Consider the following 26,735-nt stretch of genomic DNA (forward strand, 5'->3'; position numbering starts at 1 on the left):
TCGTGTCGACCGCCGCCCGCTATCTCGGCATCCGTGCCGCGAACGGCCTCCTCACCCTGGTGGGTCTATTCACCATCGTCTTCTTCATCATGAAGGTGGCACCGGGTGACGAGGCGCGGGCGGCGGCCGGCCGTAACGCCAACGCCGAGCAGATCCAGGCCATGCGCGACCAGCTTGGACTTGACGAGCCTCTCTTCGTGCAGTACCTAACGCAACTCGGGCGCCTTTTCACTGGAGACCTTGGACGCTCGACTCGGACGCTGCAACCGGTGTCATCCGACCTCGCCGCCGCGCTACCGGCGACGATCGAGCTCGTAGTCGCGGCGTTCTTGCTGGCCCTGATCGTCGGCACAGCGACCGGTGTCATCGCCGCGGCCCGCCGAGGGGGCGGCTCCGACACCTCGCTACGTCTACTGGCGGTGCTCGCCGGAGGGATCCCAGCCTTCTGGCTTGCCTACCTTCTGCAGTACTCGCTGGGAGCGCAACTACAGGTCCTGCCCGTGTCGGGACAACTTTCCAGCGGCGTGACGCTTCCACGTGTCACGGGCTTCACCGTGCTCGACGCCTTCCTCGCAGGGCGTCCCGAAGTGGCCACGGATGCGATCGCTCACCTCGTGCTCCCGGCAGTCGTGGTCTCGCTCGCCGTCTACGCGGGACTGTTCCGGATGCTGCGCGCTTCGATGGTCTCCACTCTCACGGGCGACTACATCGATGCGGTCCGGGCCAAAGGAGCCGGTTCAACCCGCGTACTTGTCGGCCATGCCCTACGCAACTCCGCACTGCCCGTCGTAACGCTGCTCGGTCTACAGGTCGGCTGGACCATCGGCGGCATTGTCCTCGTCGAGACGGTGTTTGCGTGGCCAGGCATCGGGTCCTACCTCTCATCCGCGATCATCGGCAAAGACGTTCAGGCAGTGTTCGGAACCGTGCTGTTCGTCGGCATCATCGTGGTGCTATGCAGCCTCGCGGTTGACATCATCCAACTTCTCATCGACCCCCGCATCCGCCACCGCCGCATAGAGGTGAAAGCATGAGCGCACTGAGTGTCATCCCCGCCACTGCGGCGACCGATGCCCCGCCCCCGTCGCCGATGCGCACTGCAGGTCACCAACTCATTCGCCGTCAGCGGCGCGCTTTGCCGCCTCTGCTAGATGTACTCGTGGTCGCGGCGATCGTATTGCTTCTACTGATGGCCCTCGTCGGGCCACTCATCGCTCCGCACGATCCGTTCCGCTCGGAACCCTCGATGCGTCTACTTCCGGCTGGCCCCGACTACTGGCTCGGCACCGATTCCGAAGGTCGCGACATCCTCAGCAGGTTGCTGGCGGGAGCACAGCCAACTATCCTCTCGGCTCTTCTCGTGGTCGCGATCAGTACCGCGATGGGAGTCGCCGCAGCGGCGTTGGCCGCAGCCGGACCTCGCTGGGTCGACGAGACGGTCATGCGTACCGGCGACATCCTGCTCGCACTGCCAGGTTTGCTGCTTGCGCTCGCGATCGCCGCGACCCTCGGATCGGGGCTCGAGGCGGCGATCATCGCACTGGTGGCCACGAGCTTTCCCGCGACGATGCGCATCGCACGTGCCTCGATCGAGCGCACAATGTCGGAGTCTTACGTTGAAGCCGCCCGCACGATGGGTCTATCCCGCTGGCGACTGATGTCGCGGCACGTCCTGCCGAACTCGATGGACGAAGTCATTGTCAACGCGACCGCGCTGATCGGTCAGGTCACTCTGATCATGGCGGGCCTTTCGTTCATCGGCGTGGGCGCTCAACCGCCGAGCGCTGAGTGGGGTGCGATGGCATCGGCATCCGCGAAGTACATCTTCACCAACTGGCCGGCAGCATTCCTGCCTGGACTGTTCATCACGATCTCGGCTGTGGCATTCGCATTGCTCGGCGAGATGTTACAGACGCGCCTCGATCCCGCGCTGCGGACGGGAGGACGACGATGATCGTCGAAGAGGTCCACAGCGACGCCGTGACCCCTCGTGCGGCGGTACTCGAAGTACGCGAACTCACGATCGACGTCCCGCGCGCCGGCGACTCCCCACTCCGGCTCGTCGACGGTGTCGACCTCATTCTTGAGGCCGGAACTGTCACCGCGCTCGTTGGCGAATCTGGCTCGGGTAAGACGGTGACCGCGCGCAGCATTATCGGACTCGATCCCGAACTCCAGGTCGGCGGCAGTATTCGCGTTGGCGGTCAGCAGGTCGTGGGGCTCGCACCGCGGCTACTTCAGTCGTTACGCGGGGCGCGGGTCGGCATGGTCTTCCAGGATTCCCTGCGGGCGCTCGACCCCCTCATGTCGATCGGTGCCCAAGTCGCCGAGCCGCTGAGGCTACGCGGTGTCGGGCGCTCCGAATCCAGGAAGCGCGCTGTAGTACTTCTCGAATCTCTCGGGTTGCGACCCAAAGATGGACTGCTCGACCAGTACCCTCACCAGCTGTCCGGCGGCATGCGCCAGCGCGTGTGCATCGCGATGGCACTCATCGCCGAGCCAGACGTGTTGATCGCCGACGAACCGACGACGGCACTGGACGTGCGCGTTCAGCGCACAGTTCTCACTCTGCTGCGCGACATCGCCGTGTCTCGAGGCCTGGCAGTGCTCCTCATCACTCACGACCTGGGCGTCGTGGCGGAGGTTGCTGACCGCGTTGTCGTCATGTACGGCGGGCGCCCGGTCGAGGCAGGCTCTGCCATCGAGGTATTCCGCAACCCCGCTCACCCCTACACGCGAGGATTGCTCGCGGCGCTGCCGCGCTTGGACAGACCCGACCTTCAGCTACGACCGATCCCCGGCGCAGCGGTTTTGCCGACTGATCGGCCACTCGGGTGCGCCTTCGTCGATCGCTGCGCGGTGGCGCTGGATCACTGCGCGGATGTACTGCCGGACTCGCGCAGAGTTGGCGACACACACACCGCCGCCTGCCACCTGATCGAGGAGCACGCCCGATGACATCCCTGCTCGAAGTTGAAGGACTCTCGAAGTCTTTCGGGCGCGGAAGTCATCGCCGTCCGGTCCTTGACTCGTTCGAGATGGTCGTCGCCGAAGGCGCGGTCGTCGGGCTGGTCGGTGAATCAGGCGCCGGTAAGTCGACCGCCATTCGTTGCCTAGTCGGGCTGGAGACCCCTGACGCTGGCTCAATCCGCTACGACGGCGAAGAGCTCGTCGGAGCGCCTCGTGCCGTGTTGCGGCGCTACATGCGCGAGATGCAGATGGTCTTCCAGGACCCCTACTCCAGCCTCGACCCGCGGCGGACGATCGAGAGAATCGTGGGAGAGGCGCTCGACATTAATGAGCCGCGACTCGGCCGTAAACGTCGTCGCGAGCGGGTCGTTGATGCACTCGAGCACGTGGGGCTCGGCGCCCCCGCACTCGACAGGTACCCTCGGTCTTTCTCGGGCGGGCAGCGACAACGTATCGCCATCGCGCGTGCGCTCGTCATGCGGCCGCGACTGCTGATCTGCGACGAACCGGTCTCTGCCCTCGACGTGTCGGTCCAGGCGCAGATCGTCGCGCTACTCCAGTCGCTACAGCGTGAGCTAGTCATGAGCGTGGTGTTCGTGGCGCACGATCTTGCACTCGTGCGCCACCTCTGCGACGAAATCTGCGTTCTTGAGCAGGGGCGCATAGTCGACGCCGGAGCCACCGAGACCGTCTTTCAGCGACCCAGCGCAGGGTACACCCGCGAACTGATCGGCGCCGTGCCGGTGCCGATGCCCCCGGCTCTTCGAGAGGCGGCGCCAGCCGCCACATCCTTCCAATCCTCAGCAGATCCCGCGATACCCGCGGGCGGAAAGGCACAACCGTGACCATCATCGACGTCCATCACCACCCGACGCTGACGCGTCTCACCAACTACCAGGAGCGCGTGGGCCGGCCAATTTTCGCTGGCGCACCGGCTTGGACCCCGGAAATCGCGCTCGACCAGATGGCGGTGACCGGTACAGATCTGTCAGTGCTCTCGACACCAGGCGATCTGTCGTGGGTCGCACCGACCGATGTTCAGGGTCTCGTCAACGACCTCAACGACGAGTTGCACGACATCGCCCGCGATCGGCCCACGCGCTTCGGTGCATTCGCAGTCCTGCCGATGCCTGACCCCGAGGCGAGTGCACGCACGGCGATCTCTGCGCTTGACGAGGGGGGCTTCCAAGGTGTCACGATGCTCACGAGCTACCAGGGCGCGTACCTGGCGCAACCGGAGTTCGAGCCGTTGCTCCAGGAGCTTGACGCACGGTCGGCGACCGTGTTCATGCACCCGATCCTGGTCTTCAATGCCCCGGCAGGGCTCCCTGGTCCGCTGCTGGAGGGAACCTTCGACACGACCCGCGCGGTAACCGCGCTCGCTGGCGCAAGCGTATTCGCGCGCTTCCCCCACATCCGTTTCATCTTCCCGCACACCGGCGGGATGGTGCCGTACATCAAGTGGCGGATCGCCTTGTACTGCGTGCAGAAGGGCGACTGGAACATCGATCCGACCGCTGCGCAAATCGAGGAGCAGATCCGCCGGCTCGACGGGCTTTACTACGACACCACGCTCAACCTGGGTCCGCTTCTCGACCTTGAGCGAACAGATCGGATCCTCTTCGGTACCGACATACCATGGGCCAGCACCGAAATCCTGCGACAGGAGGGCGCCTACGCTCTGGATGCGCGGGCGGGATGGACTGAAGAGCAAGTCCGCGCGGTGTCATCTGAGAACGCACTGCGGATCCTTCCGCATTTGGCAGCTCGTCTCGGCGTGCCCCAGCCCGGAACGCCGGGCTGATGCGGGTTTTCACCCGCTCCGCGATCACCCGGTCCCTCACCCTTGATGCCGCAATCGCTGCGGTAGCAGACGCCCACCGTCGACTGGCGCGCGGCGAGTCAGCCGCGCCAGCACCCATTTCAGTCGCGGAACCCGGCGGCGAGGCCGTCTTCCTCGGCATGGCTGCGGTCGACACGGTCTCCGGCCTTGTGGGCGTGAAGCTCCTCGCGGATATCCCCAGCAATGGCTCGCGGAGCCTCCCCACTCAGCGCTCAGCGATCCTCGTGAGTTCTTCTCGCGACGGACGCCCTGTAGCGCTTCTCGACGGCGCGTCGGTCACCCGGATCCGAACTGCGGCGGTCTCGGCCGTGGCGACCGACGCGCTCTCCCCTTCCTCAGCTCGCGTGTTGGGGCTCATCGGCGCCGGGGGGTTGGCGCTCATCCACGTCGAGGCGCTCAGCCGGCTGCGCACCTTCGAACTCGTGGTGGTGTGGAGTCGCACAGCCCAACGCGCAGACGAACTGGTACGAGCACTGCTGTCTCGAGACATCAAGGCGATCGCTGTTTCCACGCCTCGAGAGGTCGTCGACCTCGCTGACGTGGTGTGCACGCTAACGCCCTCGTCGAAACCGGTGATTAGCGGCGAGTGGCTCCGCCCTGGCCACCACATCAACGCGGTGGGGGCGCGTCCACGTGCCGACCATCGCGAGGTGGACTCCGAAGCGATCCGCCGCTCGCGAGTGATCCTCGACACCCGCGAGGCCACGCTCAAGGAATCCGGTGACATATTGATCCCACTCGCTGAGGGCGTGATCGAGATTAAGGATCTGGATGCGGAACTCGGCGACGTACTCATCGGCCGCGTGGCGGGGCGCAGCGACGACAAGGAGATCACTCTCTTCAATTCCCTGGGAAGCGGCCTTCAAGATCTCGCGATGGCGGGCGTCCTTCTCGCTCAGGAAGGTGGGGCATCCTTCCATCTGGATTTAGACGGTTGACGACGTGACTAAGAGCACACGGCACGGCCTTGAAGAATCCACGTCGCTTTCATCAACCAACATCCGTGGCACCGGCCACATCCATGCCGCCCGCGCGTGGGTGGACGGCGCCTTCCGCCCCGTGGCGGTCTCATTCCAAGACGGCATCGTCACGCATATCGGCTCCTCACGCGATCTCGATGGGCAAACGCATGTCGTACCCGACGACGCCGTGCTGCTTCCCGGACTCGTCGACTGCCACGTTCACGTGAATGAGCCCGGCCGCACCGAGTGGGAAGGCTTCCGCTCCGCGACGCGCGCGGCTGCCGCGGGCGGCGTCACCACCATTGTGGACATGCCGCTCAATTCCATCCCTGCTACCACGAGGCCAGAAGCCCTCGCAGTCAAGCGTACGGCAGCCAAGCCGTCGGCGTTTGTCGATGTGGGGTTCTGGGGCGGGGCGGTGCCCGAGAACCTTGGCACGCTGGGCGCTCTGCACGACGCGGGTGTGTACGGCTTCAAATGCTTCCTGGCACCGTCCGGCGTTGAGGAATTTGCACCCCTCGATATCATCCAGTTGGCAGCTGCCATGGAGGAGGTCGCCGCGATCGGTTCGCGCCTGATCGTCCATGCCGAGGATCCGGCGTTCCTCGGCGACCACGGCGTTCTCGGGCAGAAATACGACTCCTTCCTCGCATCACGCCCGCGCGCGAGTGAGGCATCTGCGATCTCTTCGGTGATCGCCGAAGCTCGCCGCACCGGCGCTCGAGCCCACATCCTTCACCTGAGCGACGCACGGTCGTTGCCAGCTCTTCGCGCTGCGAAGGAGGACGGGGTTGCCCTCACCGTAGAGACGTGTCCGCACTATCTCTCAATCACAGCAGAGGAGATCCCTGACGGTGCCGCTGAGTTCAAGTGCTGCCCGCCCATCCGAGAAGCGGCCAACCGCGACCTCCTTTGGGAGGGCATCGTCGACGGCACGATCGACGCGATCGTCAGCGACCACTCGCCGTCGACGGTCGACCTAAAGCGTTCAGTCGAGGGCGATTTCGGCCTGGCGTGGGGCGGGATCTCCGGCCTGCAGGTCGGGCTGTCGGTGGTCTGGACCGAGGCCCAGCGCCGCGGACTCGCGCTCGATGCGGTCCTACCGGCGTACACGACTGGCCCGGCCCGCGTGGCCGGGCTCGAGGGCGCCGGCACGATCGCGGTGGGGGCACCAGCGAACTTCGCCGTTTTCGGCGTCAACGACCCGTTCGTCGTCGACGCGACTGAACTGCGGCACCGAAACCCGATCAGCGCCTACGACGGTCGCGTCCTCACAGGTCGCGTACGTCGCACATGGCTGCGCGGTTACGTGGTGTACGACGAAAGTGCTCCGAACGCCGCTGTCGACGCGCCCCTCGGCGTGCTTCTGACGGCGTCCACCGGAGTCACAGCGGGCGTGGCTTCACCAAGGAGAAAATTATGAGCACCGTCCTCGACCCGACGTTCCCGATCCTGCAGCCGGGCGTCGGCGACATCCATGGCGACCACTACCTGCGCGCAACGACCGACAAAGTGCTGTGGGGTCGCCTGCCCTGTCGCACTGATGCGCCGGTGCTCACTGTCGCGCCCGGAGCGACGATCACGATAGACACCGTGAGCCACGAGGGGATGCTGGATGACCAAGGGAGCGACCCCCGTGCGTACTTCCGTGCGCACGGTGTCCACGACTCGGCTGTTCTCATCGACGCGATCGATATCGCCGCGAATGTCTCGCGAGATCCCGGTGCCGACGGCCCGCATGTGATCAACGGACCGATCCGTGTCGAGGGGGCGCTTCCCGGGGACCTGCTGAAGATCACTGTCGTTCGATTGGATCCACGAGTCCCGTACGGGGTCATCTCGAGCCGTCACGGCAAGGGTGCGCTCGCCGGTGAGTTGCCGAGGCACGCGCAAAACGTCAGCGTGTTTACACCCATCGAGCGACGCGGCGACAGTTGGGCCGGCGTCCTCCCTCTCACAGATGATGGTGACGCAGTGGTCGAGTTCCCGCTCGCACCGTTCCTCGGCACGATGGGGGTGGCAATCGATGCGGACGAGCGCCCGCACTCGGTTCCCCCGGGCAGCCACGGGGGAAACATCGACATCAATCTACTCGTAGCGGGAGCGGTGCTCTACCTGCCCGTGCAGGTGGATGGCGCGCTCGCCTACGTAGGCGATCCGCACTTCGCCCAGGGCGACGGCGAGGTAGCCCTCACAGCGCTCGAAGCATCCTTGCGGGCAACCCTCCGCTTCGATCTCGTGCCGCACGCTAAAGCGCTCGCCGATTTCGGTGAGCTCGATGGACCGCTCATCCGCACAACGGAATACCTTGTACCGACCGGTCTCGACCCCGACCTCAACGCGGCGATGCGCAGCTGCGTGCGTGCGGCACTCGCGCTATTGCAGGCACGGTACGGCATGGCCGAGCACCTCGCCTATGCATACCTCAGCGCTGCAACCGACTTCAACCTCTCCCAGGTCGTCGACATCGTCTGCGGTGTGCACGCGCGTATCCGCGTAGCGGACTTCACGGCGGTGGATCGTGGCTGAGCCCTTCGCCGCAGACATGCCCGACGACCTCCTCAGCGCGTTCCAGACGTATGAAGCCGCAGTCGTCGCGAACGATCTCGACCAACTCGACGCCGCCTTCGCGCCGGGGTCCGACACCCTACGCGGTGACGGCGCGGGACTTCTCGTCGGCCATGAAACCATCTCGGCATTTCGCGGGGGACGCGGCGGAATCAATTCGCGAGCTATCGAACGGGTCGAGTATCGACGGCTGGGGAACGATGCCGCACTCCTGGTGTCGGTATCGCGTTTCGCCTCCGGAGGCACAGGGCTGCAGACGCAACTATGGCAGCGCATCGGAGACCGCTGGCTTATCTCGGCGGCGCACGTCACCCCTCGGCAGCAAGCCTTCGATCGGTCTGTATGGCGCACCGTCGGTGACCCCCTCCGCTCGGGAGCGCCGAGCGGCCCTCTCGCCGGGCTCACCGTGGCAGTAAAAGACGTGTTCGCGCTCGCTGGCGACAGAATCGGCGCGGGCAACCCCACCTACCTCGCCGCGGCCCCGGTCGAACCCGCTACAGCCCCAGCAGTCGCCGTGCTGCTTGAGGCCGGCGCTGCACTTCGCGGCATCGCGCGCACCGACGAGTTCGCCTACTCGATCGCCGGCGAAAACACCCACTACGGCACGCCACCCAACGGCGCGGTGCCCGGCGCGCTCCCCGGCGGGTCATCCAGCGGACCCGCCACTGCCGTCGCTCTCGGACAGGCGGACGTCGGCCTCGCCACCGACACTGCGGGGTCGATTCGGGTGCCCGCGTCATACCAAGGGCTATGGGGCCTTCGGACTACGCACGACCGTGTATCTCGTGACGGATTGTTGCCACTTGCGCCATCCTTCGACACGGTCGGCTGGATCACTCGTGACGGCGCCACTATTCAGAAAGTGGCCGCCGTCGGCCTCACTCCCGATCCCGCCACTGATGCCGTCCGAATGCCGGTGAGATTGGTAGTACCCGACGAGCTTGTCGCTGAGGCCGACCCCGCGACCCGGGCCGTCTTCGAGGCGCTCCTCGTGCTGGTCGCTGCACACATTGATGTCTCGACGACGTCGATCGGCGTCCTCGACGCCTATGCCGCACCTTTCCGAACGGTCCAATCAGCGGAGGCATGGCGGAGCAATGGCGCCTGGCTGCGCGCTCATCGCGATGCCATCGGACCCAACGTTGCCGAGCGCTTCCGGGCGGCTGCCGATGTGACAGCGACGGAGGAGGGCGCCGCGCGGGCTGCACTGATACCGCTGCGGGATCGCCTCCGCGACCTCGCGAGCGAACGTGTGCTAATCGCCCCTACAGTGCCCGGACCTGCGCCCGCACGAGGTCGGAGCGATCCGGCAATCCCGGACGTACGTGCCCGCACCCTCCGTATGACCACTCCCGCCGCCGTTGCCGGACTGCCGACGGTGTCGGTCCCACTCCTCACCGTTTCTTCCGCACTCGGCCCTGCCCCCGTTGGGGTGAGTCTGATTGGGCCTGCCGGATCAGATATCGCGCTCGTCGCACTTGCGTGTCAACTTGCCGATGCGGTCGCGACTGCGGCGCCATGCGTCTCACCGCCGCCAGCGGTCTATTGTTCCCCCGTCCCACCCCAGGAGAACCCGTGAGAGCTGTTCCCGGTCCCATCGACCCACCCCCGCGCCTGCTGATGGGTCCTGGCCCCATCTCGGCATACCCAAGCGTGCTTCGGGCGATGTCGGCACCACTCGTCGGCCAGTACGACCCCTACATGACGGCGGTCATGAACGAGACACAGGAGCTCTACCGCAGCGTATGGGCCACCCGCAATGAGGCGACTCTGCTCATCGACGGGACGTCACGCGCTGGAATCGAGGCCGCGATCGTCTCGCTGGTACGACCGGGCGATCGCGTCCTCGTGCCCATATTCGGCCGATTCGGGCATTTGCTCGCCGAGATCGCGGAGCGGGCGCATGCCGCGGTACACACGATCGAGACGGATTGGGGGCAGGTTTTCCCCGTCTCGGCCATCGAGGAGGCGATTCTGCGAGTGAAGCCCGCACTCCTCGCGATCGTGCAGGGAGACACCTCTACGACAATGAATCAGCCGCTCGACGAGATCGGCGCGCTGTGCGCGAAATACGGCGTCCTCTTCTACACAGATGCAACCGCATCCCTCGGCGGTAACGCGTTTGAGGCAGACGCGTGGGGAGTGGATGCTGCGACCGCCGGCCTGCAGAAGTGTCTGGGCGGACCCTCGGGATCGTCTCCGATCACCTTGTCGGATCGTGCGGTCAAGTTAGTTCGCAGCCGCTCGCGGATCGAAGCGGGCATCCGCGAACCCGGCGACAAGAACTCCGCGCACTTCGTGCGATCGAACTACTTCGACCTCGGCATGATCCTCGAATACTGGGGTCCGCGCAGGCTCAACCACCACACCGAGGCCACTTCGATGCTCTACGCGGCACGCGAATGCGCACGCGTGATTGCGCTCGAGGGTCGCGATGCAGTGATCGAGCGCCACCGGATCGCCGGGGCTGCAATGCTGGCCGGAGTGCGAGGGCTGGGCCTGAGGGTGTTTGGCGACATGGCTCACAAGATGAGCAACGTCGTCGCCGTAGAGATCCCAGACGGCGTACCCGGCGATGCCGCTCGCGCCGCGATGCTCAACGACTTCGGCATCGAGATCGGCACGTCGTTCGGCCCACTGCACGGCCGAGTGTGGCGTATCGGCACTATGGGCTTCAACGCGCGGCTCGACACGGTGCTCACGACGCTCGTCGCACTGGAGTCGGTCCTCCGACGCTTCGGCGCGTCGGTCCCTGTCGGCGGCGGAGCGGACGCTGCAGCGGATGAGTTTCGGCGTGCCTGAGAAGGCGGGGTCACTCCTCGCCGCAGACGAGGACAGCATCGCGGGAGCACGGCGGCGTGTGATGGCCCGGTGTGACGAGCTCGCACGGGTGTCGTCGACACCGGGCTCAATCGAGCGCGTCTATCTATCGGCTGAGCACGCGCGCGTAAACCGCATCGTGGCAGGGTGGATGAGCGAGATCGGCATGACCACGTGGCAGGACGCAGCCGGAAACCAAGTGGGGCGGATCGGTCCTGCGAACGGGGATCAGGATCGACCGGCCCTGCTCCTGGGTTCGCACCTCGATACCGTCCCTAACGCCGGCCGCTACGACGGCATCGTAGGCGTGCTTGTCGCGCTGGAAGTAGTGCGACTACTCCGCGCGCGGCCAGTCCACGCAGCGGTATCCCTGCCATTCGCACTCGAGGTCGTCGCATTCTCAGATGAGGAAGGGACCCGGTTCGGCAGGGCGCTGTTGGGGTCCTCGGCCGTGGCCGGGCAGTGGGAACCCTCGTGGTGGCAGCTCACTGACGCGGACGGCGTGACGCTGCGCGACGCCTTCGTCACGTTCGGCTTGGATCCGGAGCGCGTTAGGGAAGCGGCGCGGAGCCCCGACGAACTCATCGGCTACCTCGAAGCCCACATCGAGCAAGGTCCCGAACTCGACCAGCGAGGCGAGGCGCTGGCCGTAGTGTCGTCAATCGCCTCGGCTCGCAGATTCCAGCTTGCCGTCGAAGGCGAGTCCAGACACGCTGGCGGGACCCCCTACGACATACGCCGTGACGCGCTACTTGGAGCGTCGGAGGCCGCGCTCGCCGTCGAACGAATCTGTCGCGCCGAGCATCACATTATCGGCACCGTCGGGCAGCTCGAAGCGTTCCCCGGTGCCGTAAACGTGGTGCCAGGTGAAGCCCGCCTGTCACTCGACCTCCGCGGAGAGTTCGATGGAGAGCGCGATCGGGTGTGGACGAAGATCGCCAGCGAGATCGACGCCATCATGGGGCGGCGAGGATTGCACTGGCGCGCGCAGGAGGTTCACTCCGCGCGCGCGGTGTACTGCGACCCGCTTCTGCAACATGCGGTGCGCGAAGGCATCATGTCGACACGGGCGCCGGGTGCTGATAACCCTGCGGTCGTCTTCAGTCCTGCGGGGCACGACGGAATGGCCATCGGCGCGATCACCGGGATCGGGATGCTGTTCATCCGCAACCCAGACGGCATCAGCCACCACCCCGACGAGGCAGTCGCGGCAGGCGACGTTGGGCACGCCATCCAAGCCCTCGCCGAGTCCGTGCTGCAGATCGCGGCCGACCGGCCATGAGCGTCGGGGCGGAATAGTCCCCGACGAAGAGAGAGCAGGAAGAAGACATGAGTGATGCGTTCCGACGGCAGCGGCCCGACGACGTTCGGCTGTGGTGCATGCTCGCTCTGACATTCTCGACCGGCGTCATCGACGCCGCGGGGTACCTCGGCCTCGATAAAGTGTTCACCGGAAACATGACAGGTAACGTCGTGATCCTGGGGATGGGACTAGCGGGCGCCGACGACTTGCCAATCGTCGGACCGATCATCGCTCTGGTCGCGTTCATGGTCGGCGCCGCGATCGCCGGGCGCTCAGGTCGTAGGGCGGAAACGGGCTGGTCAGGGCGCACGACCGTCCTTCTGAGCGTCGTCACCGCGGCGCTACTCCTAGTTGCGGGCCTCGGTTTCGCGAGAGACCACATCGACGCGATCGATCACAACGTACTAACAGCACTCCTCGGACTGGCCATGGGTGTGCAGGCGGGCGCGGCACGCGCCGTCGGCACGAAGGACGTGACCACAGTCGTCGTCACCTCGACGCTCGTTGGTCTCGTCTACGACTCGCGCGTCGGCGCTGGCAACGGCCAGCCATGGCCGCGCCGGCTGATATCGGTCCTGCTTATCGGATTCGGTGCTTGGGCGGGCGCACAGCTAGTCGCGGTTCACTTCGGTTGGAGCGTGCTGTTAGCTGCCGTTGTCTCCGGATTCGTTGTGGTGATCGGAGAGTTCCATCGGCGACTGCACGCCGAATGAGCGCCAACCCATGACCGGCAGCCGCTCACTCGCCGCAATTGACGCTGTCCCCGGGCGCACCCGCGGAGGACTCGAATATTAACGCAACTCAAGGAACTCGACGACAGCACGCAGACCTGGAAGGTAACGGCACATGCAATAGGCGTCGATCGATGCCGGGCCAAGGTCGAGCTAGGCGGCCCGGTCCAGACTAGAAGACCTTCGAAGTTCCCCAGGCCGCTGGCCTCGGCATTCGCGGAACCAGCGTTGACTATCAAGCACGGACAGCCACAAAGTATACCATCAATCACACGCTAGCCAGAAAAACGCATGGCAATGACCAGGATCTGGGAGTAGATTCGTTCTTTTGGTATACCATTAGGCCTAGCTCGTGAACCGCGAGCCCACTCTAATCGAGAGGTTTCATGCAATGACGCAGACAAGAGAACGCGGCCTCCGCGTGTGGTGCGGAGTCGTCGCCATCGTCGGACTAGTGAGCCTTGCCGGATGCTCCGGCAACAGCAGTCAGACCGATCAGACCGATGAGGCGGCCGGCTTCACGGCGATGATCATGCAGAGCAATGACGCAGACGACTACTACGAGCGGATGCTCCAGGTCTTCGCGGAGCAGCGTGACATCGATATCGAGGTCATCTATTACCCGGGCGACGCCTACAACACTCAAGTCACGACCCAGCTCCAATCCGGCAACGCAGCCGACATCATGATCCTGACGCCGGGGACAGGGCAGGCAGTGTCGGTCGTGACCCTCGCCGAGGCGGGGTTCCTCGAACCACTCGACGCGGCCTCAGCCGTCATTCCGACCGGGACCGAACACCTGTATTCCTTCAACGGAGATGTGTTCGGCCAGCCTACGGGCCTCGTCCCCGTCGGAATGGTTTACAACGACGCGACTGCAACCGCAGCAAGCATCGATGAGTTCCCGTCCACCTTTAGCGCGCTGCTGGACGCATGCGCGACTGCACGGGACGCAGGAGCCTCGTTCGCCGTCGTCGCCGGCGCCGTACCCGCGGGTGCGGGACTGCTCGCGCAGATCATCGCGGCCACACGTGTCTACGAAGAGGATCCCGACTGGAACACAAAGCGCGAAGCCGGCGAAGTAACATTCGCCGATTCTGACGGCTGGCGTGAAACGCTCGAGGACATCGTCGAACTCAACGAAGCGGGTTGCTTCCAGGACGGCGCCGCGGCGGGTGCCTTCGACACCATCGCACCTAGCCTGTCGACAGGCTCCTCGCTGTCCGCCCCGCTTCCAGGAGGCGCCGCGCAGTCGATCGGCAGTAGCGCCGGCATCGAGTTGACCGTCCACCCGTTCCCAGCGGCATCTGGCACAACCGAGTTCATGAACATCTCGGCGAACTACACATGGTCGCTCAACGCAAAGGCATCAGACGGGGCCAAGACCTCGGCCAAGGATTTCCTGGACTGGATGGCTCAGCCGGCGCAGGCCGCCGAATTCGCCAAACTTGCGGGCCTCATACCGATCACAGGCGCGACCGAGAGCGAGCTGCTCCCACAGTTCGCTCCGCTCGTCGGAATCCTTGAGTCGGGATCATACGTTCCGCTCGCCAACACGACGTGGCCCGCACCCGCGATCTATGACGCGCTCGGGGTCGGCGTGCAGGGACTACTCACTGATCAGTTGACGCCAGAGGCGATTCTCCAGTCGATGGACGCCGCTTGGCCGTGATTCGTTGACCGCATCAAGTGGGTGATCACCCCCGGCATGAACTGCTCCCCGGGAGCTTGACTGAGATTACAGATCCCGCTCCCGGGGAGCAGCAGCTTGCAAAGTCGTCGCCCGTCCTTTCGAGCGCAATGTCGACAGTCCACGGTGCCGCGGAAGACCAGCAGGTCTGCATCCTCCTGACGTCGCACGAGGAAGGGCAGCGCAGGGTGGTCAGGGTGGTGCGCACCCAGAAAGGGCACAATGGCGTTGGGTATACAAAATACCGCGAGGTATGCTCACGCATCAAGAGAGTAGGGTGAGTGCCGGTCCCAGATTCCTCGGACAGCCCCCGAGGCGCGCTATGGAAGGAGCCCTCGCTATGACCAGTAGCGTTGCGTACCAACCTCTGTCCGACCATGTCTACGAGCACATCCGCGAGTTGATCCTCAGCGGCGCGTTGGCCGCCGGCGACCGAATCAAGGAGCGGGAGATATCCGACGAGTTGCAGGTGTCGCGAGTGCCAGTACGCGAGGCACTCCCCCTCCTCGAATCCCGCGGCTACATCCAGATCCTGCCGCGCCGCGGCGCAATCGTGAAAGCACTCACGGCCCAGGACATCGACGACCTGTTCGACGTCCGCGAGTCTCTCGAGGCCCTCGCGGCTCGCTCTGCCGCTCGAAGGGTTGCTGAATCGCCCGAGAACCTGGCGGTTGCCGCAGCCCTGGAGCGCATGAATGAGCTGTTGCGCAACGCACGTGAAGCCATGGATGCCCTCGACGACACGACACTCGCGCGCGCCAACCTCGCCTTCCACGCGGAGATCATCAGTCTCGCGGGAAACGATCTGCTCGCGCGGATCTTTGAGAATATCCTCGGTCGCGTCGAGTGGCTCTTCCGCATGACGTCTGACCGCGACATGCCGGCCCAGTGCGCCGAGCACGAGGGCCTCTACCGCGCCATCAGCGCAGGACAACCAGACGTCGCGGCCTCGCTCGCGTTCGCCCACGTGGCGAGCGGTCGAGCCGACTCGACGCGGAAAGCGGCATCGACTCACGTTGTGATCTGACGGTCCACTCTGGTATACCAGAGTGGACCGCACCCTTCTGCGGCAGGAGTGAGGTCGGCGGCATGTCACCGGATGAGCAGTTCCCCCAGTTCGACCGCACGGAGCGCGACCGGCGCTGGGCACGCGCGCGGGCGGTGATGCGCGACAGAGACCTCCGCGGACTCATTTTCTTCGGCGGCCTCCACGACCGCACGGACGTCTACTTTGCCCGGGAGTCAATTCCCGGCGCACTTGTGTATCTCCCGCTCGAAGGTGAGCCGATGATCGCAACCATCATTGGCGGTGCTGCGATGTTGCGTCACGACGAGCAGGGCCGCGCTCTCGTGGACTCGCGATGGATCGACGACCTGCGCGTCGGCCCGCCTCCACTCCTCCTCGCGGATCGACTGCGTTCCGATGGGGCGAGCACCGCACGCGTCGGTGCCGTGGGCCTCTCGAGCATGCTCGGCGTTTCGTCGGCCCTGTGGGGCGCGATCACAGGATTAAACCCCACGGTGACTTGGGTCGACGTCTCTGATGACATCGCACAGGAGCGCCTCGTCAAGAGCCGGGCAGAGTTGGACATGTTTCGCCACGCTGCGCGGATCGGCGAACACGCATCACGCGCATTCCTCGACGCTGCTGTCGTCGGGGCTCGGGAGAGCGACGTCTATGCGGCCGTCGAGCACGAGATTCTTCGCCGCGGCGGTCACACGACGTGGCCCGGGATGATCTTGCGGAGCGGCGGGCCGCTCTTCGGCGGATTCACTGAGTGGGGCTGGGCCGGCGGAGAGCCCCCACGCCTACATCCGGGCGGTGCGATCGGCGCCGAGATCTTCGGGTGCTACGGCGGCATGGACTCCCAGCAACAGATGCACGTCCGTTTCGGCACGGACGCCGAGCATGACAGGCTTGCCGACGCCGCGCATGAGGCCTACTTGCAAGGCGTTCAGGCGTTGCGTCCGGGGGCGATGTTCTCCGAGGTCGCCGCAGCGATGCACGAGCCCGTGATCGAGGCGGGCTTCTGGTCGCGCGCACCGATGATCCAAACGGTCGCACCCGGCACCTACAACAGTGCAATGTGGGTGAACACGCGAGCGCAGACTGACCTCCACGGTCTTCCGATCACGCATGGACTCCCGGCGGACGGCGAGTTTGAGATCGCTCCGGGAATGACCTTCGCCCTACAGCCGAGCGCGATAGCGGGCGTCCGGCAAGTGTGCGTCGGCGGTTCGGTGATCACTACCGACGGCGACTGCGAGACCCTCAACAGTCTCGCACTCCGCTCGCACATCGTCCGATGAACCGTGTGCATTCCCCCACATCCCGCCGCAACGCCTCACGTCGGCCGCACCATCTCACGTCCTTCTCTCAGCTTCAAGCGTTCGCCACCGCGGCGGAGCTCGGGAGCTTCACGAGGGCTGCCGCGGCGCTCAGCATCACCCAACCGGCGATCTCCGAACTCATTCGCAGGCTCGAACACGATCTGGAGACGACGCTGATCGGACGTCGCGGCGGCAAATTCGCGCTGACAATGGCAGGCGAGAAGATGCTTCCCCACGCAAAGCAGGCGGTAGCCGCTGCACGGAGGGCTATCGAAGCCGTGCGCAATGAGGCGCCCAGCAACAACTTTCTATAAGTGAGCGTTCTCGAAACTGCGCCTACCACGTCAACTCGAGCCGTAGTTTGGGGCCCAGCCCTGGCGAAGGCCGCGTCATCCTTCGCTGGCGGAGCGCACCTCGGGATGGCGTATTCAACAAAGTCCCCCTATGGCTTGATCGCCTAGCGATGTCCTCTAGACATCTTCAGACTGCCCGGTGATCTGACGCCGAGAAAGCTTAATCGCCAGGTGTACACCAATGTGTACACCTGGCCCACTCACACCCCAGAAACCCGCGTATTTCCGCGCTTTTTCAGCCCTCCAACAGCCGAAATCCCAGCTTCCCAAGCAGATAGCGCGGGTTCGATTCCCGTCAGTCCCTCCATCTGGCGCCACGGGGCGCCACACATAGATGTGTTTCGATGTGTGCACTAAGCGTCGCCGCGTGTGGGCGTTCCAAAGACTCGAGAACCCGGTCAAGGTGGACGTGACGCGCCACGGCGGGCGCGCGGCCTCACTAGCGTGTGACGTCGCGGACCTTGCCCTTATCGAGCCGCAGCCGCAGCCGCGCACGCTTAGCCACCGCGGAGTCATGGGTGACAACGATCAGAGTGAGACCCTCGCTGTTCAGCGCCTCAAGCACACCCAGAATCTCGTCGCGCATGCTCTCGTCAAGGTTGCCGGTCGGCTCGTCTGCCAACAGAACCCGCGGTCGCTTGACGATCGCCCGGGCGATCGCGACACGCTGTTGCTGACCGCCCGAGAGTTCACCGGGTCGGTGGTCGGCCCGATCTGCGAGCCCCACGTGCAGGAGGGCCTCGACGACGCGAGCGGAGCGCTCGGCTGTCGAAAGGCCGAGCGGTTCGAGCGCCATGTCGACGTTCTCGTGCGCGGTGAGTGTGGGGATGAGATTGAACCCCTGAAATACGAAGCCGATCTCTTCGGCGCGCAGCCGGACGAGCTCGGCCTGCGTTGCGGTCGCAATGTCGGTTCCTGCGAGCACCACACTGCCGGTCGTCGGCGTGTCGAGGGCGCCGAGCAGTTGCAGAAGTGTCGATTTGCCGCCGCCGGTCGGTCCTTGAATAGCGACGAAGTCTCCAGCCGCGATCTCAAGGTTTACGCCCGCGAGCGCCTTGACGATCCGTCCTCGTTGTTCGTAGGTGCGCGTGACGCCCGAGAGTCTGTAGAGGGGGGCGGATGCTGCATCCGCCGTCAGCAGTGACTCCTGTGTGTCGGTCGAGGTCATGTCGGCTCCTGGGGTGCTGTCGATGGTGGGTTGAACGTGGCCTGAGGGCATCAAATTCACGCGACGGATCGCAAGGCTTCGGCAGGGCTGAGCCGCGCGGCTCGCCAACCGCCGAACGCGCCGGCCATGAGGCCACCCGCGATCGAGATTCCGATGGCGGCGATGACGACCCACAGAGTGAGGGGTGCGTTCAACACGACGTCGGTCACCCCGCTCTGCTGCAAAGCATTGCCGAAACCGGGCCCACCGCCGCCGGGTCCTGCGCCAGTCAGGCCTTCTCCGCCCGGGCCTGTCACCGTCGACGGAGCGGACGAGATCGTCGGCGAGATGAGGTTGATCACCCCGATCCCGATGAGTCCGAGCACCAAACCCGCGGCACCGCCCAGCAGACCCTGCACAACGGATTCGCCCGCCACCTGCCCGACGACGCGTCCGTTTGACCAGCCGATGGCTTTGAGTGTGCCGAACTCGCGGGTGCGACGTGAGACGCCCGAGATTGTGAAGAGCACGGCGAGGCCGAGCGCAACCGCGAGCACGATGATCGAGAGCCAGGTGCCGAGGTTCGAGATCAATGCGGATGCGCTCGAGAGTGAACCCGAAACCGTCGAGGCGAGGTCGGACTGCGCGTTGACCGTCGCGTCTGGCAGTGCCACCTGGACATCAGCCTGCACGGTGCCGATCGCGTCGGCTGATGCCGCCTGGACATAGATGATCGAAACCACGTCGCCTACGCCGGCGAGGGCCTGGGCGACATCGAGAGGAATGTAGACGTTCGCTGCAGTGTCAGCCTCGCTCGAGGTCGAGGCGACGATGCCGATGACCTCGATGTCGGTGCCACCTACATCTATCGTGTCACCGACGGCGAGGTCGTTACTCGAGGCGTACGTAGCATCCAGCACTGCAAGATTCGCTCCGGTGTCATCGGAATCGAGCCCACGTCCGTCGCTCACCGTGACAGCAGAGAGCGGCCCGACGGCGGTGGCGGTGGGGTCGACGCCCAATACCGTGAACGCGTTCACGTCGAAGCTTCCGCCGCCGAACCCTCCCTGTGGTGCTTCCGTGTCGCTTCCCGATCCGGGGCCCGTGCCGGCCTCGGGCGCCGCGGACCGGTCGGGGAGCTCACCCGAGAACGTCGTGTTGGTGAGGCTCAGCGCACCCGAAGCGCCAGCGACACCGTCGACCTCAGCGATCGTCTGCAACGCAGAGGCGTCGAGCGTTCCGCGCATGAAGTCGGTCATGAGCCGGGACTGGCTCAGATTGGTCGTACCGTCCGTGGAGTCAGCATTCGACTCGCCGAACTCGAACCTTGGTCCGCCGCTGGCGCCGGGTTCGGCCATCGCACCGGTCACCGTAAGGTCGGTTCCCACTCCGTATACCGATTCGAGCGCTTCGTCCTGCGCGTCGCGCACGCCCGCCGAGAGCGAGTTGACGATGATCACGAGCGCGATCGCGGTCGCTAGGCCTGACGCGACGATGACCGTCTGCTTCCGACGCCCGATGATCTCGCGACGCAGATAAGTCCAGTACATGGGAGTCCTCTCGACGGCCCGATCGGCCACTCTCGAGAACGCTACGAATCCTCCTGATGGTTCATTTAGGTGCGAGCTATGTGTGCCATATGAGTCGCAGACTGACGCGGGGTTCGTATGAGGCACACCCGTGCGATCGAGGCATCCAGCTGTGCGTCCTCCGCAGTGGTGGCAGGTGCGCGAGCCGTCACAAACGTTCGCTAGGACCGGGCGCCGCGCACGCGGCAAAGGTGAGTCCGAACTGCCGATGGTGGCTTTCATGATTCTGGGGAAATGGAGGTCGCTCGCCAGCCGCGAGCAGCTTGCCGGATGCGGCAGTCGGGCCCCTTGCCTGAAAAGTCAGTCTTTGACACGTCTCCAGAACGTGTAAATATTCGGAGCGATTCTTTAGACGATCTGAGGATCCGTCGGAGTCCGCCAGCCCCGAGACGAAGGAAACGCTGCGCTACCGGGCGGCGCTATTCTCCGGGATCGAGTCGACCCGGAAACTGAACGTCCTCTTCGAGAAACCCTGAGCCGTCGGGGGCGTTCGAGCGTCGCCGAGAGGTGTCGCGGCCGCGTCGAGAAATCGTCAGGCAGTTGACGGTGCGGTGGATCTGTTACCCGCGTCCCGCGAGCGAGCGGGTTCAGGAAGCAGGCCCATCAGAAGCTGGGTCTCCGCCCGCGGCATGGCGTATTCGTGCTCGGGCTGGGGGTAGCGGTGGGTGCGCACATCCTCCGCATACGCGGCTACGGCAGCGATCATGGGGGCGCGCAATTCGGCGTATCGCTTCACGAAGCGCGGGACATGGCCGTCGTAGATGCCCAGGAGGTCGTGGAAGACAAGTACTTGCCCGTCGGTGGCGGGCCCTGCACCGATCCCGATGACCGGCACTTCGAGAAGCGGCATCATGGCGGCGGCCGCTTCACTCGGAATCGCTTCGAAGACGAGGGCGAAGCATCCTGCGTTCTGAAGAGCGCGAGCGCTGTGAAAGACCACGTGCGCTTCTTCCGCGGTGCGGCCCTGCGCACGGTAGCCACCGATGCTCGCTGCGGTCTGCGGGGTGAGGCCCACGTGACCCATCACGGGGATACCGGCTGCCACGATCGCACGTGCGCGTTCGACCGATGTTCCACCGCGCTCGATCTTCACAGCGTCGGCACCCGCATCCTTGATGAACCGCAGCGCCGTCGCGACGGCCTGCTCATCGGATACCTCGTATGAGCCGAATGGCAGGTCGGCGACCAGCAGCGGGTGGCGGAGCCCTCGCCGCACGGCGGCGGTGAGCATCAGCATCTCGTCGACGGTGACCGGCACGGTGCTGTCGTAGCCGAGAACTGTCATCGCGGCGGAGTCCCCGACGAGCACGATGTCGACTCCGGCGGCGTCGGCGATCTGCGCGCTGGGATAGTCGTACGCGGTGACCATCACGATCGGCTCGCTGTGCGCTTTCATGTCCGTGAGATGCCCGAAAGTCACCCTGGGACGTGCCGGCACTGTCGGGATCGGCACCGAGTGAGCGCTCATGGCGTCGCCTCGGTCGTTGCGGTTCGCATCAGGGTGCCTCCAAGATTCGGTTGTCGATAAGACGGGCTTGGCCGACGTGCGCAGCGACCGCCAGCAGCGCACCATCGCCGATGGTGTCGAGCTCGGTGAGGTCGTCCGGGGATCGCAGTTCAAGGTACTCAGGATCAATCCCGGCCTCGGTGAGCACGGAGTGGGCAGCAGCAAGCACGATGGTGGCGCCCGTGTCCGGTCCGGTGACGGTCGCCTGCGCAGCATCCAGCGCACGGTTCAACGCTGTCGCCTGCCGGCGAGACGCGGGATCGAGGTAGACGTTGCGCGAACTCATCGCAAGCCCGTCGGGCTCACGAACGATCGGGCATGCCACGATGCGGACGGGGATGTCGAGGTCGCGCACGAGACGACGGATGACGAGCACCTGCTGCGCATCCTTCTGACCGAAGTACGCGGCATCGGGCGCGACGATCCCGAAGAGCTTCGCCACCACCGTCGCGACTCCGTCGAAATGCGCGGCACCTCGATGCTTGCCGTCAAGGACCTCGGTGATGCCGGCGACATGGATGGTCGTCGCGAAACCGTGCGGGTAGACCTCGGCGACGGTCGGGGCGAAGAGGATGTCGGCACCAGCATCCGAAGCGAGTTCGGCATCGCGTTCCTCGGAGCGCGGATAGGCACCGAGGTCTTCGTGCGCGGCGAACTGGGTCGGATTCACGAAGAGTGAGACGACGACGAGACCCGCGTCCGCCCGCGCCCTATGAATGAGTGAGAGGTGCCCATCGTGCAGCGCCCCCATCGTCGGGACCAGCCCGATCGACCGACCGGCGGTTCTGCCGTCGGCGACCGCCGCACGAACCTCGGCGATCGTCCGGACAGTTCTCATGCGCTCACTCCGCGGCGCGCGGCCAAAGTGCGGGTGCTCTCGGCCATCACGTCGAACAACGGAAGCAGGTCAGGTGCGCCGACCTGAATGGCGTCGCGCTGTCGGTCCACGGTCCGCTCGTCCCCGCGCGCGATGGGGCCGGTCAGGGCGCCGGGAGCGCCCTGCGCCGCCCAGTTCTCCACGGTGCTGCGCACCAACGGCGCCAACAACTCCCTCGCCTCGGCGTCGGAAAGACCGGCGGTCGCGGCAATCTGCTCCGCGGCATCCAGAAGTGTGAGAAGGAAGTTCGACGCGACGGATGCTGCAGCGTGATAACCCGCACGGTGAGCGTCGTCTATGCGAAACGGTCGCGCACCGATCCGGATGGCAAGCTCCTCTGCGACCTCGAGCGCCGCCGGAGTTCTCCCCGCGACCGCGCACCCGATGCCGTGGAACGCCTCCGCCCCCTCGGAACCCGCGAAGGTCTGCAACGGGTGCAGACTGAAATCCGCGCTCGCGTCGGCGAGCGACGTCGCACCGGAGACGTGCCCGACCAAGCCCGGGTGATCGCCGAGCGTGGCGATCACGCGGGCGATCTCGGCATCCGGCACACAGACCAGGATGAGGTCCCCGTCCGGCACGGACTCTCCGCGCACAGTCGGTCCGGTCACGGTGATCCCCGCAGCCTCGAACGCGGCAGCCAGAGCGCGGCCGACGCGACCACGGCCGACGATGGTCGCAGTCACGACGGACCTGCGCGGAGAAAAGGTGATGGGGGTCATAAAGCAGATGCACCCGATCGACGGGCAACTTTCTGGGTCATTTTATCCTTGACGGGTCTCATGCGCTGTCGCACGCGTAATCGCCGACGCCAAATGACGAACGACTCCACTGTCTGTGAAGTCGTCCGTCGTTTGGCGATGAGCTATTACTTGATCGAGCCGCGGGTGACCCCCGAGATCACCCACCGTTGGCTGAAGATGTAGACCACCAGCAGTGGCGCCATCGCCATCAAGTACGACGCGAACGCCGTCGTGTAGTCGGTGTTGTACTGACCCTGGAACACGAACTGCGCCAGAGGCAGGGTGCGCGCACCCGGGTCGGTGAGCACCACGAGCGGCATGATGAAGTCGTTCCATGCCCACACGCAGGTGAGAATGCCGACCGTGGCGTTCATCGGCATGAGCAGCGGAAAGATCACTGATCGGAAGACTCGCCAGGTGCTTGCGCCGTCGATGCGGGCCGCTTCTTCGAGCTCGATCGGGATCGAGCGGATGTACGCGCTGTAGATGAAGATGTTCAACGACAGCCCGAAGATCGTATACAGGATGATCATGCCGACCTGGTTGTCGAGCCCCAGGAGTGAGGTCTGCTTGACCAGCGGCAACATGATGATCGGGAACGGAATGAAAAGAGCGGCGAGGAAGTAGAAGAACACTCCCTTGAAGAACGGCCGGTGGTTGTTGCGAGCCAGGGCGTAGGCGACGACCGAGCTCGTGAGGAGCGTGAAGACGACGGCTCCGACCGTGATGATCGCGGTGTTCAGAAGCGCCTGCGGGAAGGCGGTGCGCTCCCACGCGTCGGCGAAGTTCGCCCACCGGATCGGGTTGGGCAACTCGAACCCGGTGCCCGAGGCGAGCTGCTCTGGTGTCTTCAACGCGACCACGACCGCGAGGTACAGCGGGATGAGCACGGTGAGCGAGCAGACCGCGATGAGCGCGGTTGCCCACCAGTTGGTCTTGCGCGAGTCGTCCTCGACGTCGGACGGATCGCGGCGATTGGCGAAGAGTCGGCGCGGAGGAGCGGGCGTGGCCGCCTCTGCTTGGGCGAGGGTGGTTGCTGCCGTAGACATCAGATATCGGCCTCTCTGCGCTGAAGGAACCGGAACTGCACGAGCGAGACGATCGTGATCACAATGAAGAAGATCACGGCGTTCGCGGTTTGGTAGGCGAACTCTCCGCCGGAGAAACCCCCGCGGAAGATGAGCAGAGTGACCGATTCGGTCGACGTGCCCGGTCCCCCGTTGGTGAGAGCGATGATCGGGTCGAACACCTGCAGGAAGCCCTTGAGACTGAGCACGACGTTGATCGTGAAGAACGCGCTGATGAGCGGGAAGGTTATCGACGCGAACTGGCGACCCGAAGATGCGCCGTCGAGGGATGCTGCTTCATACAGCTCTGAGGGAATCGTCTGCAGCCCCGACAGGTAGATGATGATCGAGAAGGCACAGGCCTGCCAGACCGCAAGCCCGACGATCGCCGTCCACGCCCAATCCGGATTGGTGAGGATGTTGTCGCGGAACAAGGGGATGCCCGCGAGGATCTTCGGCAGCGAGTTCGAGAAGAGGAACTGGAACACGTAGCCGATCACCAGGATCGCCAGCACGTAGGGCACGAAGTAGACACCGCGCCAGAAGTTGCGGGCTTTGATCTTGGCGTTGAGCCCCATGGCGATCGCGAGCGAGATCGCATTCGTCAGAATGGTTGCCACGATCGCGAACAGGAACGAGAAGCCGTACGCATTCAGAACGCGGTCGTCCTTGAACAGGTTGAAGTAGTTCGAGAGGCCGACGAAGTTCCAGTCGCCATAGCCCGCGTAGTTCGTGAAGCTGAAGAAGACTCCCACGATCACGGGGATCGTGTGGAACGCGGCGAAGGCGATGACGGCCGGCCAGACCATCCAGTAGAACGCCGGCATCGCCCTCGAGCTGTTGGTGCGCACCCGTGGTGCGCGCCCCTTCGATTCCGGCCCTGAAGCTGAGGTGCGCACGGCGCTGGTGAGAGTGGTCATTCTCCGTCTCCCGTCACTGGGATGGTGCGGGCGGCCACTTTGGCCCACTCGCTGTCGAGGGTGGCGAGCGCAGCATTCGCATCGCCGTCGAACAGGAACTGCTGCACGATCGCCGTCAGCGGGATGCTGGGTGGAATCTGGTGATCGATGAAGCCGGTGATCTGCCCGTCATCGAAGAAGGGCTTCACCGACTGCAACGCGGGATCGTCGCTGAGTTCTGCCCCGATGACCGAGGGGACCATATTCTGCGAGGCCGCGAACTCCTCGATCACGCCCACCTCGAACAGGTAGTCGATGAAGCGCATCGACTCTTCCGGGTGCTCCGTGTCGCGACCCATGGTGACCACGACGTCGACGCCGGTGACCAGCAGCCGGTCGGCCGGATCGTCGGTGGTGGGATAGGGGAAGATCGCCGCGTCGATGTCGGGGTTGATGCCCTTGATCGGACTCAGTGCCCAGATGCCCTGCAGGAGCATGGCGGCTTCGCCGTTGGCGAAGGCCGTGTTGCCGTCGTCATAGGTGCGGCCGCGGTAGCCCTCCTGCATGTAGGAGAACAGCTCACCCTGCTGGGCCATCGCCTTCACGAAGTCTTTCTGGAAGGAGACCGGCGAATCCGGACCGACGTTCTCGCCCTCTGCGCGCATCTGGTCGAAGAAGCCGTCCTGTGTGGGATAGGCGCCGAGCGCGTTCCACGACGGCATCCCGGTCCAGGCGTCCGCGAGCGTTCCGTAGAACGGCTGGACTCCGGCGGCCTCCAGAGCGTCGCAGACGGTGATGAACTCGTCCCACGTCTCGGGGACTTCCAGCCCCTGCTCTTCGAAGATGGTGCGGTTGTAGATCACGCCGTTCGCGTTGTTGACGTAGCCGAGGCCGTTGACCTCGCCCTCCTTGTTGCCGAGGTCCGCGAGGATCTCTTGGACGGCGGGGTTGATCGTCTCGAGCACCGGGTCGGCCGAGAAGTCGTGGAAGACCCCCGCCTGCGCAAGGCGCCCGAAGTTGCCGTTCGCGTTCAGGGTGATGACATCCGGCGTCTTGTCCTTCACCAGCAGCACGCGGATCGCGGTCTCGGAGTCGGCGCTCTGATTCTGCACCACCTTGATGTCGGGGTTCTCTGCCTCGAAGTCAGCGATGATCTGGGCGAAGTCCTCGAGCGCTTCTCCTTTGAACTGGAAGAAGCTCAGCGTGGTCACCCCGTTGCCGGGACTGCTGGCACATCCGCCCAGCCCGATCGCTACGCCCGCTGTTGCGAGCAGGGCGACCGCGTGGGCGGTCGTTCTGAATCTCTTGGTCATGGTGCGCCTCCTTGCGCGCGAT

General features: G+C 65.0%; 24 protein-coding genes. 16 read left to right on the forward strand and 8 right to left on the reverse strand.

The annotated features are described in order from the left end of the window. The first annotated feature begins 2 nt into the window (after positions 1-2). The 16 genes from LG299_RS10450 to LG299_RS10525 all read left to right on the forward strand — a co-directional run bounded on the left by LG299_RS10450 (position 3) and on the right by LG299_RS10525 (position 17,532). Positions 3-1,034, forward strand: coding sequence for an ABC transporter permease (locus LG299_RS10450; protein WP_404429933.1), 1,032 nt, complete (start codon positions 3-5; stop codon positions 1,032-1,034). Next, positions 1,031-1,954: an ABC transporter permease gene (locus LG299_RS10455; protein WP_404429935.1), complete on the forward strand. Its 924-nt coding sequence runs from the start codon at positions 1,031-1,033 to the stop codon at positions 1,952-1,954. The genes LG299_RS10450 and LG299_RS10455 overlap by 4 nt, the downstream gene beginning before the upstream one ends. Beyond that, positions 1,951-2,958, forward strand: coding sequence for an ABC transporter ATP-binding protein (locus tag LG299_RS10460; protein WP_404429937.1), 1,008 nt, complete (start codon positions 1,951-1,953; stop codon positions 2,956-2,958). Before LG299_RS10455 ends, LG299_RS10460 begins: the two co-directional genes overlap by 4 nt. Further along, positions 2,955-3,815, forward strand: coding sequence for an ATP-binding cassette domain-containing protein (locus LG299_RS10465; protein ID WP_404429939.1), 861 nt, complete (start codon positions 2,955-2,957; stop codon positions 3,813-3,815). Before LG299_RS10460 ends, LG299_RS10465 begins: the two co-directional genes overlap by 4 nt. Further along, positions 3,812-4,774 (forward strand): amidohydrolase family protein, encoded by a 963-nt coding sequence (locus tag LG299_RS10470; protein ID WP_404429941.1) that lies wholly within the window; start codon positions 3,812-3,814, stop codon positions 4,772-4,774. Before LG299_RS10465 ends, LG299_RS10470 begins: the two co-directional genes overlap by 4 nt. Next, positions 4,774-5,751: an ornithine cyclodeaminase family protein gene (locus LG299_RS10475; protein ID WP_404429943.1), complete on the forward strand. Its 978-nt coding sequence runs from the start codon at positions 4,774-4,776 to the stop codon at positions 5,749-5,751. Before LG299_RS10470 ends, LG299_RS10475 begins: the two co-directional genes overlap by 1 nt. A gap of 79 nt (positions 5,752-5,830) precedes the next feature. Next, on the forward strand, positions 5,831-7,198 hold the full coding sequence (gene allB / locus LG299_RS10480) for an allantoinase AllB (protein ID WP_404434860.1): 1,368 nt from the start codon (positions 5,831-5,833) through the stop codon (positions 7,196-7,198). Further along, complete coding sequence (locus tag LG299_RS10485) at positions 7,195-8,304, forward strand: acetamidase/formamidase family protein (protein WP_404429945.1); 1,110 nt, start codon at positions 7,195-7,197, stop codon at positions 8,302-8,304. Before allB ends, LG299_RS10485 begins: the two co-directional genes overlap by 4 nt. Beyond that, positions 8,297-9,922: an AtzH-like domain-containing protein gene (locus LG299_RS10490; protein WP_404429947.1), complete on the forward strand. Its 1,626-nt coding sequence runs from the start codon at positions 8,297-8,299 to the stop codon at positions 9,920-9,922. The genes LG299_RS10485 and LG299_RS10490 overlap by 8 nt, the downstream gene beginning before the upstream one ends. Positions 9,923-9,963: 41 nt before the next feature. Next, a complete protein-coding gene (locus tag LG299_RS10495) occupies positions 9,964-11,145 on the forward strand; it encodes a pyridoxal-phosphate-dependent aminotransferase family protein (protein ID WP_404434862.1) in 1,182 nt (393 codons plus the stop codon). Further along, positions 11,138-12,445 carry an allantoate amidohydrolase gene (locus tag LG299_RS10500; protein WP_404429949.1) on the forward strand — a complete coding sequence of 436 codons (1,308 nt, stop codon included), beginning with the start codon at positions 11,138-11,140 and terminating at the stop codon, positions 12,443-12,445. The genes LG299_RS10495 and LG299_RS10500 overlap by 8 nt, the downstream gene beginning before the upstream one ends. Before the next feature lie 47 nt (positions 12,446-12,492). Next, complete coding sequence (locus LG299_RS10505) at positions 12,493-13,179, forward strand: YoaK family protein (protein WP_404429951.1); 687 nt, start codon at positions 12,493-12,495, stop codon at positions 13,177-13,179. 409 nt (positions 13,180-13,588) lie between these two features. Continuing rightward, positions 13,589-14,869, forward strand: coding sequence for an ABC transporter substrate-binding protein (locus tag LG299_RS10510; RefSeq protein ID WP_404429953.1), 1,281 nt, complete (start codon positions 13,589-13,591; stop codon positions 14,867-14,869). A 358-nt stretch (positions 14,870-15,227) separates the two neighbouring features. Beyond that, positions 15,228-15,914, forward strand: coding sequence for a GntR family transcriptional regulator (locus tag LG299_RS10515; RefSeq protein ID WP_404429955.1), 687 nt, complete (start codon positions 15,228-15,230; stop codon positions 15,912-15,914). Between the two features lie 62 nt (positions 15,915-15,976). Continuing rightward, a complete protein-coding gene (locus tag LG299_RS10520) occupies positions 15,977-17,197 on the forward strand; it encodes a M24 family metallopeptidase (protein WP_404429957.1) in 1,221 nt (406 codons plus the stop codon). Then, the gene (locus LG299_RS10525; RefSeq protein WP_404429959.1) at positions 17,194-17,532 is read left to right on the forward strand and encodes a LysR family transcriptional regulator; all 339 of its coding nucleotides are present in this window, start codon (positions 17,194-17,196) and stop codon (positions 17,530-17,532) included. Before LG299_RS10520 ends, LG299_RS10525 begins: the two co-directional genes overlap by 4 nt. 478 nt (positions 17,533-18,010) lie before the next feature. On the opposite strand, the gene LG299_RS10530 is transcribed toward LG299_RS10525, so the two are convergent. The 8 genes from LG299_RS10530 to LG299_RS10565 form a co-directional block, all read right to left on the reverse strand. After that, positions 18,011-18,739, reverse strand: coding sequence for an ABC transporter ATP-binding protein (locus tag LG299_RS10530; protein ID WP_404429961.1), 729 nt, complete (start codon positions 18,737-18,739; stop codon positions 18,011-18,013). Positions 18,740-18,795: 56 nt separating this feature from the next. After that, entirely contained in the window at positions 18,796-20,268 is a 1,473-nt protein-coding gene (locus LG299_RS10535) for an ABC transporter permease (RefSeq protein ID WP_404429963.1), read from the reverse strand. 571 nt (positions 20,269-20,839) lie between these two features. Then, complete coding sequence (gene panB, locus LG299_RS10540) at positions 20,840-21,775, reverse strand: 3-methyl-2-oxobutanoate hydroxymethyltransferase (RefSeq protein WP_404429965.1); 936 nt, start codon at positions 21,773-21,775, stop codon at positions 20,840-20,842. Positions 21,776-21,803: 28 nt separating this feature from the next. After that, on the reverse strand, positions 21,804-22,652 hold the full coding sequence (gene panC, locus LG299_RS10545) for a pantoate--beta-alanine ligase (protein WP_404429967.1): 849 nt from the start codon (positions 22,650-22,652) through the stop codon (positions 21,804-21,806). Continuing rightward, positions 22,649-23,377, reverse strand: a complete 729-nt coding sequence (locus LG299_RS10550) for a Rossmann-like and DUF2520 domain-containing protein (protein ID WP_404429969.1) — start codon at positions 23,375-23,377, stop codon at positions 22,649-22,651. Before LG299_RS10550 ends, panC begins: the two co-directional genes overlap by 4 nt. 182 nt (positions 23,378-23,559) lie before the next feature. After that, a complete protein-coding gene (locus LG299_RS10555; protein ID WP_404429971.1) occupies positions 23,560-24,483 on the reverse strand; it encodes a carbohydrate ABC transporter permease in 924 nt (307 codons plus the stop codon). Further along, positions 24,483-25,421 carry a carbohydrate ABC transporter permease gene (locus LG299_RS10560; protein ID WP_404429973.1) on the reverse strand — a complete coding sequence of 313 codons (939 nt, stop codon included), beginning with the start codon at positions 25,419-25,421 and terminating at the stop codon, positions 24,483-24,485. Before LG299_RS10560 ends, LG299_RS10555 begins: the two co-directional genes overlap by 1 nt. Further along, complete coding sequence (locus tag LG299_RS10565; RefSeq protein WP_404429975.1) at positions 25,418-26,713, reverse strand: ABC transporter substrate-binding protein; 1,296 nt, start codon at positions 26,711-26,713, stop codon at positions 25,418-25,420. Before LG299_RS10565 ends, LG299_RS10560 begins: the two co-directional genes overlap by 4 nt. Between the last annotated feature and the right edge of the window lie 22 nt (positions 26,714-26,735).

Source organism: Microbacterium lacus (assembly GCF_044794305.1).
Classification (GTDB): Bacteria; Actinomycetota; Actinomycetes; order Actinomycetales; family Microbacteriaceae; genus Microbacterium; species Microbacterium lacus_B.

Coding starts and splice junctions, on each gene's coding strand:
- panB (WP_404429965.1), bottom strand. CDS start 21,775: ATGAGCGCTCACTCGGTGCCGATCCCGACAGTGCCGGCACGTCCCAGG.
- LG299_RS10465 (WP_404429939.1), top strand. CDS start 2,955: ATGACATCCCTGCTCGAAGTTGAAGGACTCTCGAAGTCTTTCGGGCGC.
- LG299_RS10505 (WP_404429951.1), top strand. CDS start 12,493: ATGAGTGATGCGTTCCGACGGCAGCGGCCCGACGACGTTCGGCTGTGG.
- LG299_RS10515 (WP_404429955.1), top strand. CDS start 15,228: ATGACCAGTAGCGTTGCGTACCAACCTCTGTCCGACCATGTCTACGAG.
- LG299_RS10530 (WP_404429961.1), bottom strand. CDS start 18,739: ATGACCTCGACCGACACACAGGAGTCACTGCTGACGGCGGATGCAGCA.
- LG299_RS10510 (WP_404429953.1), top strand. CDS start 13,589: ATGACGCAGACAAGAGAACGCGGCCTCCGCGTGTGGTGCGGAGTCGTC.
- LG299_RS10535 (WP_404429963.1), bottom strand. CDS start 20,268: ATGTACTGGACTTATCTGCGTCGCGAGATCATCGGGCGTCGGAAGCAG.
- LG299_RS10525 (WP_404429959.1), top strand. CDS start 17,194: ATGAACCGTGTGCATTCCCCCACATCCCGCCGCAACGCCTCACGTCGG.
- LG299_RS10460 (WP_404429937.1), top strand. CDS start 1,951: ATGATCGTCGAAGAGGTCCACAGCGACGCCGTGACCCCTCGTGCGGCG.
- LG299_RS10555 (WP_404429971.1), bottom strand. CDS start 24,483: ATGTCTACGGCAGCAACCACCCTCGCCCAAGCAGAGGCGGCCACGCCC.
- LG299_RS10455 (WP_404429935.1), top strand. CDS start 1,031: ATGAGCGCACTGAGTGTCATCCCCGCCACTGCGGCGACCGATGCCCCG.
- LG299_RS10520 (WP_404429957.1), top strand. CDS start 15,977: ATGTCACCGGATGAGCAGTTCCCCCAGTTCGACCGCACGGAGCGCGAC.
- LG299_RS10475 (WP_404429943.1), top strand. CDS start 4,774: ATGCGGGTTTTCACCCGCTCCGCGATCACCCGGTCCCTCACCCTTGAT.
- LG299_RS10560 (WP_404429973.1), bottom strand. CDS start 25,421: ATGACCACTCTCACCAGCGCCGTGCGCACCTCAGCTTCAGGGCCGGAA.
- LG299_RS10485 (WP_404429945.1), top strand. CDS start 7,195: ATGAGCACCGTCCTCGACCCGACGTTCCCGATCCTGCAGCCGGGCGTC.
- LG299_RS10565 (WP_404429975.1), bottom strand. CDS start 26,713: ATGACCAAGAGATTCAGAACGACCGCCCACGCGGTCGCCCTGCTCGCA.
- panC (WP_404429967.1), bottom strand. CDS start 22,652: ATGAGAACTGTCCGGACGATCGCCGAGGTTCGTGCGGCGGTCGCCGAC.
- LG299_RS10495 (WP_404434862.1), top strand. CDS start 9,964: ATGGGTCCTGGCCCCATCTCGGCATACCCAAGCGTGCTTCGGGCGATG.